General features: G+C 33.8%; 10 protein-coding genes and 1 pseudogene. 3 read left to right on the plus strand and 8 right to left on the minus strand.

Going from position 1 to position 12,837, the window contains the following annotated elements; genetic code table 11:
- Positions 1-979: 979 nt before the first annotated feature.
- Together AC3ANV_RS14285 and AC3ANV_RS14290 are read right to left on the minus strand one after the other, a co-directional pair.
- Positions 980-1,507, minus strand: a complete 528-nt coding sequence (locus AC3ANV_RS14285) for a GNAT family N-acetyltransferase (RefSeq protein ID WP_488309426.1) — start codon at positions 1,505-1,507, stop codon at positions 980-982.
- A gap of 495 nt (positions 1,508-2,002) precedes the next feature.
- Positions 2,003-3,289, minus strand: a complete 1,287-nt coding sequence (locus tag AC3ANV_RS14290) for an IS110 family RNA-guided transposase (protein ID WP_307414353.1) — start codon at positions 3,287-3,289, stop codon at positions 2,003-2,005.
- Positions 3,290-3,633: 344 nt separating this feature from the next.
- On the opposite strand from AC3ANV_RS14290, the gene AC3ANV_RS14295 reads away from it, so the two are divergent.
- Positions 3,634-4,146: a CBO0543 family protein gene (locus tag AC3ANV_RS14295; protein ID WP_307413608.1), complete on the plus strand. Its 513-nt coding sequence runs from the start codon at positions 3,634-3,636 to the stop codon at positions 4,144-4,146.
- Between the two features lie 568 nt (positions 4,147-4,714).
- Here the strand turns inward: AC3ANV_RS14295 and AC3ANV_RS14300 are convergent.
- Both AC3ANV_RS14300 and AC3ANV_RS14305 read right to left on the minus strand, forming a co-directional pair.
- Positions 4,715-5,125 (minus strand): hypothetical protein, encoded by a 411-nt coding sequence (locus AC3ANV_RS14300; protein ID WP_488314225.1) that lies wholly within the window; start codon positions 5,123-5,125, stop codon positions 4,715-4,717.
- A gap of 248 nt (positions 5,126-5,373) precedes the next feature.
- Positions 5,374-5,907: a dihydrofolate reductase family protein gene (locus tag AC3ANV_RS14305; protein ID WP_488314226.1), complete on the minus strand. Its 534-nt coding sequence runs from the start codon at positions 5,905-5,907 to the stop codon at positions 5,374-5,376.
- 742 nt (positions 5,908-6,649) lie between these two features.
- Between AC3ANV_RS14305 and AC3ANV_RS14310 the strand changes: the two are divergent.
- A pseudogene (locus AC3ANV_RS14310) lies at positions 6,650-7,634 on the plus strand (aldo/keto reductase).
- Between the two features lie 528 nt (positions 7,635-8,162).
- Here the strand turns inward: AC3ANV_RS14310 and AC3ANV_RS14315 are convergent.
- The gene (locus tag AC3ANV_RS14315) at positions 8,163-8,687 is read right to left on the minus strand and encodes a recombinase family protein (RefSeq protein WP_488314227.1); all 525 of its coding nucleotides are present in this window, start codon (positions 8,685-8,687) and stop codon (positions 8,163-8,165) included.
- Positions 8,688-8,777: 90 nt separating this feature from the next.
- Positions 8,778-8,921 carry a hypothetical protein gene (locus AC3ANV_RS14320; protein WP_488309427.1) on the minus strand — a complete coding sequence of 48 codons (144 nt, stop codon included), beginning with the start codon at positions 8,919-8,921 and terminating at the stop codon, positions 8,778-8,780.
- A gap of 117 nt (positions 8,922-9,038) precedes the next feature.
- Between AC3ANV_RS14320 and AC3ANV_RS14325 the strand changes: the two genes are divergently transcribed.
- Positions 9,039-9,890, plus strand: a complete 852-nt coding sequence (locus AC3ANV_RS14325) for an isocitrate lyase/PEP mutase family protein (protein ID WP_488309428.1) — start codon at positions 9,039-9,041, stop codon at positions 9,888-9,890.
- Positions 9,891-10,396: 506 nt separating this feature from the next.
- Here the strand turns inward: AC3ANV_RS14325 and AC3ANV_RS14330 are convergent.
- Together AC3ANV_RS14330 and AC3ANV_RS14335 are read right to left on the minus strand one after the other, a co-directional pair.
- Positions 10,397-11,632 carry an MFS transporter gene (locus AC3ANV_RS14330; protein ID WP_488309429.1) on the minus strand — a complete coding sequence of 412 codons (1,236 nt, stop codon included), beginning with the start codon at positions 11,630-11,632 and terminating at the stop codon, positions 10,397-10,399.
- A 23-nt stretch (positions 11,633-11,655) separates the two neighbouring features.
- Positions 11,656-12,765, minus strand: coding sequence for a HesA/MoeB/ThiF family protein (locus AC3ANV_RS14335; protein WP_488309430.1), 1,110 nt, complete (start codon positions 12,763-12,765; stop codon positions 11,656-11,658).
- Positions 12,766-12,837: the final 72 nt, after the last annotated feature.

Here is a 12,837-nt window from a genome sequence, read left to right on the forward strand (position 1 = left end):
GATTAAGTATTGCGACGCATACTAACACAACTTTCTTGTAGCTCTATGATGGAATTACTTAGTAAAGGTGAATTTTAAAAAATAAAACCTCCTTTAAAGATTACAACAATTTTTATTCTATTTCAACTCAGTGTATAGGAAAGGTTGAAAACCTAATTCAACATAGTTTATAAGGAGGGGAATAGCGACAAATACACTGACGGTGGTTTACAGTCTGATATGCTTTCAAACCTATCCGTCACGGAACTGCCTCGAACTAAACGCGTACGTTCGATTATTAAACCTAGTGCATAGTTAAATTAACAGGTTTACTTGTGAGTTGCATCACAGGTTGAAGAAGTACATTATGTCGCAATATATCCCTCGTGTTCAAGGTATCCATAAACGTTGATATAACAACATTTGTAAGCATTTATGGAGATTTGTATTTAATATTGTGCATTAAAATTTGCCCTTAAAAAGGCTTTTTTTCTTTATCCCAAAGTGTAAAAATATTTTTCAGCTAACTTGCATAAATTAATATTTAGGGACTCCCTCCTTCCTCGTTGAAATACATCCGTAGTTCGAACAATCATCTACGGATATATTTTTAAAAAACAACGTGAAATTAGCCCAATCAATAAAAACTGAAGGTGCATAATATTTTAGTGGGTATTAGTCAATATCTGAACCTCTATGAATCTCTATTGAACCGCACTTGTGGCGGTTTTTTCAAGCATAAAAAAGCACCCAAATTATGAGTGCTTTTTCCGTAATTCTTCTAACATTTTCTCTTCTTTGATAAAGTTCTTCATTTGCTGATTAACCCACTTGAAAATTGCGTAATAAACATTTCTTGTTCAACTAAACTGCCTTTTGATAAATAACGATAAATGAAAAAGGACTGCCGAAACAGTCCATTTGTTGTGAAACTAAAGCACCCTATAATTTAATAAGCTTTTGAATTAAGCCAATGGATTTTGAATTAATTTTAAGCAAACTATTTGCTTGGAATTAAGTTTAAACGCCAATTATTACATCGCATAAAACTCCCTGGAGGGTATTCGAATTCGCATTCAGAGATAAGTTGGAAGTCAATCTTCCGACAAATTGCATTTGAAGCAGGATTATCAATTGAAGGGAAAGCGTGAATGTATTTATATTTGTTCTCGGCAGATGCTTCTTCTATTGCTAACTTCACTGCAATTGTAGCTATTCCTTTCCCTTGATAAGAGGGTAGGATGCTCCATCCAGTTTCGTATACACTTTCATCGTTCCAAGTAGTTTGCCAGTAACCAACAGAACCGACTGGTTCTAACTCTGGTAACAATATAATGCTGAACATACATCCCCTACTACCAAGCTCAAGATATCGTTTGTGTCGTTTCAAAATCTGCTCTTTACTCTCTGGACCTCCAAGATGCTGCATCATCTCTGGAGCGTTTATACGAAAAAGTAAGTCAAGGTCCTTATCTTCCCAATGCTTAATCTGAATGATTTGGTTGCTACGTTCTAAAATCTTTTTCATCCCCTCACATTTTCTTTATTTACTCTTTCTTTATTGAAAACTAAATTCCTTTATTTAATGATACAAATTGTTCAACTAACCTCCCTCTATATAGAAAGGAAAATCTCACGATTTCTCTTGTTTTCTCCAAATTTCGTAGTAGTTTGTTTTAAAGTCCATTTGAATATTGGAATTATAGTGTACTAAAGGATAATTTTGGGGACAAAGTGAAAAAGAAACTTATAGTTAACCAAACCAACCTTATCCAAAAGTTGGATAACTAGATAAAGTATGGTCGCACTGGTAGATCTCCACATTTCTCATGGAGGTCAACCCTCCCATTTCTCACAGAGTCCAGGCTCCAAAATTCCTTCGTCCAACCTTTCCATGAGGTGGATGTCAGTCATGCTGCCAGACAGGGTCCTTGCCCGTATTTTAGTTGATTTACTGACTAATCCGTGCTTCAAATGTCTAAAACAATAAAACTACTACTTAATGAATTTCACTAAAAGAAATTTAAGCTGCTATCTGTAATTCCGCCATATGAGGAATGTCCCTTAACATACGTTCTTCACTAAATTCACACTGCTTTTTACCGATGGTAAACAGAATTCGTATAAGCTTGTTACATATTGCAATCAACGATTGCATCTTTTTTAATGGATTATTTGGGCGTTTTGTAAAATACTCATGTAATGCTTTAAAAGCTTTATTTTTAGCGACCAAAGGCATTGCCACCCGAAAGAGGAGTGCTCTTAAAGTCTTCCTTCCTCTCTTGGTAATTTTGGTTTGTCCTTTGTGCTTTCCAGATGTATTTTCCTTCAGGCTCAGCCCAGCCAATTTGATAATCTGTCTAGGGTGGGTGTAGTTGCCTAAGTCTCCAACCTCCGCATAAAAGCCTGCAACCGTGTCTTTCCCTATTCCCTTAATCGCCAACATTTGTTCAACACCAGGAATTTGTTCAAGAAGTTTATCTATTTTAGATTCCAGTTCTTCGAACTTTTCCTTTATAAGCTCATATTTGTCTATTAACGTGCTTAGCTCTAATTTAGCCATACCCGAACCTTCACGAATGCCGATAGAATCAGTGGCAACCTGCTTTAGTTCTTTTATTCTACCGATTCCAACTGCACGTTTAACAGCTTTTCGAAGATGTATTAATATTTCTTGTTCCGAAAGGTTCACTAACTCATGAGGCAATAAATTTAGTTTTAATAATTGGATCGCCGACTTACCTTCCCAATCTTTAAATACCGTAAGGAATTCTGGAAAGTAGCGGTCTATCCAATTATGGACTTGCCCCTGAACTGCTTGAAGATCAACAGCTAGGAGATTACGTATTTTTCGAGCCACTCGAAGTTCTGCATAAACTCCATGCGGAATATTCGGTTCAGCATATCTCCCGTCTTTGACCAACTGTGCAATAACTCTTGCATCCTTTACATCATTTTTCGTTGGAGAATTATCATCCAGCTCTTTACTCTTCTTTACATGCATAGGATTTACAACTACAAATTTAATATTTTTTTCTTTAAGAAAGTGAGCTAAATTAAGCCAATAGTGACCTGTCGGCTCCATTCCTACAATCACTTTTTCCATTTTGTTTTGATCCATTAAATTTTTAATCCATTCTATGAAACAGTTAAAGCTAGAATTTGAATTTTCAAAGTAATAGGGTGCCGAAAATTCTAAACCTCTAAAGTCTTGAGCTCTTGCCACATGCTTGTATTTAGCAATATCAACACCTATAATTAATGTTTGAGAAGTAATTTGAGCAATCTTTTCATTTTGGTTATAATTCATTTAAATAGCCTCCTGGTAATTTGTTTGTGTCCTTTTTGCCGCCAAGCTTTGGACACTCATATCTTACCAAGGGGCTTTTTTATATTCAAACCTCATATTTCTTCATTACAGGAATGCTGCCAGTTAGTCGAAAAAGAAAAAGGCTGCCGCAACAGCCCAACCTTACTTTCTGGGACTCAAACTCACCAAAAGGCATCGTCTTTTATTAAAGCAATGCCCCCATTGGTTACCTGAAGTAAGGCTAGCAGGTAAATTCATCAGTAATAATTCTAGGACGATGTTTACGGATGAATTAGGAGCTGGACGAGAATAATAAAAAGCAAAAAAGAAAAAGGCTGATTTGAATGTTCAATATTCTAGTGACAGTAATAGATGTTTTTGTAGCTTGGCGTTGGGGTGATTGGCGTAACTGGACGAAATATCAAGCAACCATTTTATATACGATTGTATTTGATTTACTATATAACTTTCTTACATACAACCACTCTCTATGGAAGTACGAGCCTACAACACTATTCCCAAACCACACTACAATGAGCTTGTTGGTAATGTTTGTTGCTTATCCAAGCGTATTGCTCGTTTATTTAGGGCGTTATCCCTTTGGTTGGATTAAACAGATTCTTTGGATCGGCTTCTGGGTGTTCTTATGGTCTGCACTCGAGTTTGTAAGTCTAAGTCTAGGGCAATTTTCTTACTATAATGGATGGAACTTTATGTGGTCTGTATTATTTGATATTACATTCTTTTCTATGGCACGCCTCCACTACAAAAAGCCATTATTATGTTTTGCCCTATCTGTAGTAGCACCAGTGATATTGTTGTGGCTGTTCAAAGTACCAATCAGTAATATGAAATAAACACCTAATCTATTAGTTCTGACATTTCCATTGTCTCTATTCAAACATTACTGCCTCTTATCATATAAGAAAAATGAGGTTCCCTTACAATTCCTTTGTTTAACTCTTCCACCTTTTATTGCAACAAGTACTTTTTCTTATAATGCATAGTATCTTCGAAATGCGTAAGATACTTAATTCATAATTTTCCAAATGTTGGTTACAAATAAGATGATTACTTTGATAAAGGGGTCTACTTTATTTTTCTAGGATTGAAGAAAAAACTTGGAATAATCTTTTTTATTGCTATTTAAGCTGGTTTACTCACCACCATTTACAGTACTTTTTTATTATGTTTACAAAATTGACAAAAAAGTTAATAAGCTAAATAATCGCTAGATAGATAATTCCTAGCTTTTTTTATTTGTTGCACTGTTGTTGACAAGGAATTTTCATTCTTCTTCTTTCACTAACCTGCTTCGTTACTTCAATAAGAAAAAGCATTACGGTTGTTCCAGTAATGCACCTGTTAGTTGAACAGGGTCGATTCAAACAAGGTGCTACCAATTAAAGGCAACACCTTTTCCCTTTACTTATGTTCGTAATCTAATACTTCTACCTTAAAGCCATGACTACATCCAATCTTAGGACTATCACAAGATGGAGATACCCTTACTTTAACCAAGTCTTCTGCATATTCAAATGGATTATTGTTACTGTCGGGAACTTGAATTCTTAAGGAAATATCATAAGAATGATTGTTGTTATAAACAATATTAACAATCCTCCGTTGCTGCCAGCCAAAACCAGAAGCTTCTTTTCCTCCATACTCTTTTATTATCCTTTTATCAATAACTGGAAATATAATATCTCGGACAATATCTTCTGGTGTAACATACCAGTCTTCTGCATACGGTTTAATTTCCTTTGGCTCTGGAGGTTTAGCATTAACCAAGTTATCTGTGGCAAACATTAATAAAAATATTAAGAGGACAATCATTTTCTTCACGATGCTCACTCCAATAAATTTTTACAGATAGATTTTGCATCTTCAATTAATATTATCCACCACAACCAACCCACATCTCCAAACTAAGCTGTTTCGCATGTTCAAATGAGCATTAATAAACCAATTTAATGTTCAACTAACCTGCTTCTTTAGTTAAATAACGATAATGAAAAAGGACTGCCGAAACAGTCCATTTGTTGTGAAACTAAAGCACCCATTTAGTTGAAGAGTATTTGTGTTCATTTTTTTACTATGTAATGTAATTCAACAAATTGATTAAAGGCTCTAGTACCTTTTAGAGAAAGGTCTAGCTGATAATCTCCTACTTTAAATAAAGGAATTCCCTCTCCGATGATAGTTGGTGCAACTGTCAAAATCAGTTCATCGACTAATTTTTCTTTTAAAAACGTATGTAATAAGTCTCCACCGCCAACTATCCAAATATTTTTTCCTTCTTCTTTTTTCAAGTTATGAGTAAAGTTAACAATGTCTTCACTTACAAATTTAACATCGTTCGTATCGTCTAATTGTGACCTAGAAAAAACGTAACAATCTTTATTTTGATACGGGAATTGACCTTTTTCGTGTTTCATTATCCAATCATATGTTCTTTTGCCAATTAAGATTGTGTCTATCGTTTCAAAAAATTCCGAATAGCCATTATCTCCTTCACCCTCAACCTTAAATAACCAATCTAAAGAGTCTCCTTTTGTTGCGATATACCCATCCAAGCTTTGAGCAATAAACAATACTATCTTCCGTTGGTTCTTCATCATACGCCTCCTATTTATAATCAATATAAGAATATATGTTCCCTAATATTTTAACAAAGATGCTATCTTTATTGAATTAACCTGCCACTTTAGCTTAAGAGGGCTTTAATAAAAGTTAATATAAGTATAAAACTTCCCACGCCGGTATAGAGGTAGCCCATTTCCTTGGGTTGGTTTCTAAATTTAGAAATTTCCCAACCATTAAGAATAAATAAAACTGACATTAATGTAAAAACTAATGGGAGTAAATTTGTACTAATGAAAAAGCTGAATATTGAAATGATAAAACAAACTACTGCAATAAAAAGACGTAACCAAAATAGTCTTTTAAACTTCATAATCCTCTCTCCTTTATTTTCTTTAAATAGGACAAAAGGTTTACAATCGAAAATCCTTATATTTGAATCTGTAACTATTTTATCATTTATTATATTTTTCAATATACATTTTATTTCAAATTATTAACATTTCCTTTTTTCACTAACCTGCTTACGTTAGTTTAAGTGAAAATCTTCACAATCTCTTCCTTCTTTCCAATTTTTCTTTAAAAGTGATGTTAAACAATCTGGCCCGATTCTTGAGTAAAGTACTGCATATTCTTCTCGTACTACGAATCAACTAAATGTACTATTTCAGCTAAAATTTCTCCTAATTATAAATTCCCTAAATGTAAAATATTAGTGAAAATATTCATCTACCTTTATAATAAAATTATATTAATGCAAAGGGGTTGTGCCTTATGATGAAAACGAGGAAACTAGGAAATAGTGATTTAGTTGTTTCTTCTATATGGTTTAGGTTTGATGGGAATGTCAGGGAGTTATGGTCAAACGGATGACGAACAGTCTATTAAAACCATACATCGTGCTCTGGAATTAGGCATTACGTTACTTGATACCGCCGATATTTATGGCAATGGTCATAATGAGGAATTGCTTGGGAAAGCTCTCAAAGGCCGTAGGAGTCAAGCGATCATTGCTACAAAGTTTGCTTTCCTTCCTAATTTTGAAGGAATTAATGGTCATCCAGATTATGTAAAGAAAGCAGTGGATGAAAGCCTTCGTCGATTAGGGATTGAATATATTGATCTGTATTACCAACATCGGGTAGATCCGAATGTTCCCATTGAAGAAACAGTAGGAGCAATGGCTGATCTAGTTCAAGCAGGAAAAGTTCGTTATCTTGGCCTTTCAGAAGCCTCTGCATCTGACATTCGTCGTGCACATACGGTACATCCCATATCAGCTTTGCAAACCGAATATTCCCTTTGGAGTCGGGAAATCGAAGATGAAATACTGCCAACTGTAAGGGAATTGGGAATTACTCATGTAGCCTACAGTCCACTAAGCAGGGGATTTATATCTGGTGAACTTCGCAAATTTGAAGATCTGGAAGAGAATGATGTACGTAGGTATATTTCACGTTTCCAAAAGGAGAACTTCCAAAAAAATGTGGACCTTGTGGACAAAATTAAAGAAATCGCGGAAGAAAAGAGCTGTACTCCTTCCCAATTGGCATTAGCATGGACGATGGAAAAAGGCGCTTTGCCAATACCGGGAACCAAACGGATCAAATATTTGGAGGAGAATGCAGCTTCTGTTAATGTTGAACTAACACCTGATGATTTAGCTCGTATAGAATCTGTTAGTCCAAAAAATGTAGCACATGGTGGTCGTCATATTGACAGCGAAAAATTTCGGAGACATTTGAAGAAGGCGAATGACTAATGATGTAATGACCACATTAGATAGATAGGGTCAACGTGTATACATCGTTTTTAATTGAGGTTTCTTAAGTAACCAATAAAAATAGCCTAAAAAAGCTCCCCTTTCATAATGGGGTAGAGGTATGGTACTGATTTAAAAAATGAGGGGCCATATAGGAAATATATCTATTGTTCTGCTTTTGGACTTAACTGGGTTAAAATAGCTGTCCCTTAGCTGTCAAAAACGTCCAAGGGACTTTTACTGATATAAAACTTTAGAGAGGGAATCGACGAGCATTGAAAATCTGTTTTCCTTCATGAACACTTCAGATCTGGTTTAAATACAATTCTAACTTCTCAATACCTTTAACATAAATATCCAATTCCTTTAAAAAGAGTTCTTTCACAATCGGGCCCGTTTGTTGAAGATAACAAAGACTTAACCAACTAATCCTCACAAAGCTAGATTCAGTGCGTAAAAATATTTCTTTCCATTGATAAATAGCCTTTATTCCTGGTGAGTAAAGGCTATTTTGACGAGTTTCTTCTATTATATATTGGTACTTTTCAATTTAATTTCGTATTCCTTAATTAATTTATAAAAAGTTGTCTTTTTAACACCTGTTTCTTTCATCGCTTTCACAGCCGTCATTTCTCCTGATTTCCATCGATGATAAGCTTGTTTAAATTCTTCCGTAATAATAGATTTCGGCCTGCCTAAAGCTACACCGTTTTTCAAAGCCACATCTATACCTTCACGCTGTCTTTTTCGAATTCGATTGCGTTCGTCTTCTGCCATCCAAGAAAGAATTTGTAGAATCAGATCGGCAATAAAAGTACCTGGACTATCTTTAAATTGCGTGGTATCCAATAAGGGCATATCTAATACCACAATGTCGGCCTGGATGTTTTTCGTAATGTCATTCCACTCCTGTAAAATCTCTTCTTTGTTTCGTCCAAAGCGATCGAGAGAATGAATAAAGAGAACGTCCCCTTTTCGTAAAATACGCTTGAGTAATTGATATTGAACTCGTTTAACATAAATGTGTGTTAAAAACAGAGAACGTTTATAAATTAATTTTTATGTTTTACGGACGTGAAAAATGGCTGTTTTTGATCAAAAAAAAACCGTTCGGAAAAGTGTACTTTTTTGAACAGGATATTCTTATTGCATAAATATCTGAATTGCCATATAAGCTAATTCACCTGCAATATGAAAACGACCATCCATGAGACTTATTAAAATTTCTGTCCGAGACGAGTTGGCTAAAAGAAAGGCTATTTCGGTAATATGAGGGTTCTCGTCCATAGTTCATTCACTCCTTAAATTCCATATTTCGATGATACTTGATATGATTATGTCTTACAATAAACTTATACAGGAATGAAAAGTGGTGAAAGTTACTTGGAAAAGGAGAGATACTTTATGAGTGACCTAAATCGATCTATAAAATTCCATACATTTCAGCAGCTTCATAGCCAATCAACTACTTTTGTACTGCCAAATGCTTGGGATGTCAGTAGTGCCAGAATTTTTCAAGAAAGTGGATTTAAAGCGATTGGTACAACCAGTGCAGGTATGGCAATTTCGTTAGGATATTCAGATGGTGAAAACCTTCCATTTGAAAAATTGGTGGAGGCTCTTAAAATGATTGTCAATTCTGTGAATGTTCCTATAAGCGCCGATATTGAAGCTGGCTATGGAACGTCTATTGAAGAAGTCGTAGAAAACGTTAGACAGATTATTTTAACTGGAGCAGTTGGAATTAACCTTGAAGATGGGACAGGAAATCCGGAGGATCCGATTTTTGATGTTTCATTACAAGCCGAAAAAATAACTGCAATCAAAGAACTGTCTCAATCGTTGAATATGCCTTTATTTATCAATGCACGTACTGATCTGTATTGGCTAAATATTGGTGACTCTGTGTTTCGGCTTCAGTCTGCCATTAATCGGGCAAAAGCTTATCAAAAAGCAGGGGCAGACTGTATTTTTATTCCTGGTGTAAAAAATATTGATACCATTGAAAAGCTGAGACAGGAAATTTCTTGTCCAATTAACTTGTTAACTGGGTCAGATACGCCTTCTCTGAATCAGCTTTCTGAAACTGGAATTGAGAGAGTTAGCTGTGGGTCTGCACCTTTTAGAGCCACGATAACATTATTAAGAAAAATTAGTGAAGATATTATCAATCATGGAAATTTTCAGCGAATGATTGACAATGTTATCACTTATAAGGATGTGGCTGAATTGATAAAGCCAAGCACAGATATGTAAAAGAAAAATAAAAAGTTAGCAGAATGGATATTTTTAGATTAGGGATCTAACCACATGCCCATCAAATTTAAAATTTCTTAAACTCCCAAATCGAAGAAAAAATCCTTGCATAGCATTTAAAGCTTATTTTTTAGGCACAATCCTTATTCTTAAGCTGTCGAGATGCGACGTTCTCTTATTTAGCAAAGTAACAAACCCTCAGTACTAAGAAGCCGATGTTGTACATAGGTATCTTCTTACCATCAGTAAAATAATATCAGGCTGATAATGCTTCCTTTTTTTATAAATTGGTTTTTCATACTGATCACACACCTTTTTTAGAATAGTAGCATCAACATGTCGAAAATTTATAGATTACTTGCAAATTTGTTGAAGTTTTTTATACCAGAACAAACAAAGCCACATTGCATATGCAATGTGGCTTTGTTTGCTTAATCTTCAAGCTTCAAGAGATATTACTAGCCAATAATACAAAAGAACTAAGTATGTGAAAATGTGTAATATATTCAATCAGTTCCACTAGTTACTTCATTATTAACTTGTTGATTTTTTTGAAATAATGTCGTTTTAATTCCAATTAGAGATACTATGACCGTAAGAAGGCCAGCTAAAATGAATATTACTTCTACATTTACATATTCTGCAAATATACCTGATAGCATTCCACCGAAAGGTAAAGCTAAAAAAGCTAACATGCGCGTTGAGCTAATAACACGTCCAAGTAAAGCAGATGGAACTACTTCTTGTCGTAAAGTAAACCAATTAATTGCTAATAAAGTAACTGAACCTACAATTATTATTCTACATGCTACTAATATTATTAACAGTCCTTGAGACATTGTTAATGCTGTTTGCCCTAACCCTATTAAGATTCCAGCTAAAATGATTACATTCCCTCTAGGTAATTTGTTTAACTTATTGGCGAAATAAATTGCCAAAAATGATCCTAGTGTCTGTAAAGAAAATACTATTCCTATATATTGAGAAGATAGATTTAACGTATCTTTTAGGTAAAACATGAATAAAGATTCCATTGCTCCATATCCTAAATTAACTAAAAATATAAAAATAGTACCTATTAATATTTTTTTAGTCTTAACAACGTAATTAATACCTTCTTTAATAGAAACAATAATTGATGTATTGACGTTATTTTTATTTTGATATTTATTAGCTATAAAACCAATAAACATCGCTGAAAAAAAATAAGTGACAAAATTAAGATATAAAAGGTTATATGTTCCAATTACAGCTATTAAAATACCCGCTATAGATGGCCCTATAAACATAGTTATAGTTTCAGATAATTTTAATAAAGAATTTCCTTGAATTAGGTTTTTTCCTTGCATGGTTTCTGGAACTATAGATTCAAAGCTAGGATGATAAAATGCACTAACAGAAGATAGTAAGAATGCTATAACATAAATAACCCAAACTTCTAAATGATTCATTAGTGCTGAGATAGGAATAACAATAACTAAAATCGCCGAGATAATATCTCCTATCAGTAAGATGTTCTTTTTGCTGATTCTATCTGCAAATGCTCCTCCTATCAAACTAAATAAAACTTGAGGAGTTATTTCTAACACAAAAGTAAAAGCCATTAAACTTGGTGATTTTGTTAGTTCATAAACTAATAAAGGTAATGCAACTTGAAAAAAAGAAGTGCCCAATTTACTAGTTGTAGCACTAAGAAATAAAAATAAAAAGTCTTTGTTTCTTAATACTTGATAAGATTTCATACTTACCCCTTTTTATAATATATTTATTGAGTTAATGTAACAGGTATTGAATTACAAACCGGGCATTTTTCTTGTCTTTCCCATTCTGAAATAGAATATGTTTGATATGTCGAAAAGTTTAATTCCATCATCTTACCTAATGACTTTGGTTCACTAATACCAGTAACTAATCCTAAAAATTCATTAACAATAGCTCCAGCTAACATAGCTACATTAGGACTAATTGCGGCATTATTTCTCTGGAAGTTTACATGATTCATACTATTAAGTTGATCGTCAATAGCTGCATCACTGTCTATTACAGTCTGTTTATGGCATTCTACACAACCAGTTTCCCCAGGTATTATAGAATAAAAACGCCCCCTTGTATTTAATACTCCACCAGAAACTAAAGGTTTTCTTAACTTAACAACAGCCTCATTTACCCAGTCTTGAATATACAATGTTGGTTTATCAGCTACACAGATGACATATTCACTATTTTGAATATGGTTCATTACATCTTCTGAACATTCTATCCGTTTGTTTGTAATATTTAGGTTTACATTAGGATTAAACTTTGAAATTCTCTTTTTAGCAAGTTCCGTCTTTAATTCATTGATGTTCTCTTCAGAATATAACAACTGTCGATTAAAATTACTTAACTCTAAAGTATCAAAATCTAATGCATTTATGTTATGAAATCCTAATGCTGCTAGATGGTATAGTATCTGGCTACCTAAACCTCCAATACCTAATAACGCAATATTAGTATTCATAATTTTTTCTTGAATCTCAAACTTACTTTCTTCTAAAGATGTAAAAAGTGAAAAAAAGTTTAAATTTGCCTTATATCGTTCTTTCTCATATTCACCCATTACTTTAGGACTGATAGAGCTGTCTTCTAAATATTTTTCTTCATCTAATGATTTAATGGCTTGACGTACTTCTTGAGAAGTAATATTTGGATATTTTAGTATTACTTTCTCGGTAATATCATCAATAGTATTTTCCCCATCGATTAACGAAATTAAATACTTAATACTACCATTAGGATCTTCAATGATTCCTGCCACTCCATCCTCTTCACCTATATGTATTTCATTATTTACAAAAAACACAGGGATTGTTTCTTTAAATTTAGGTTTGATCATTAAAAACCCTCCTTTTTTACAATTTACTTAAATAGGGAACTATCTGACGATAGTTCCCTATTCTAAACTCTC

The sequence above is a fragment of the Neobacillus sp. DFD-2R genome, assembly GCF_057747865.1.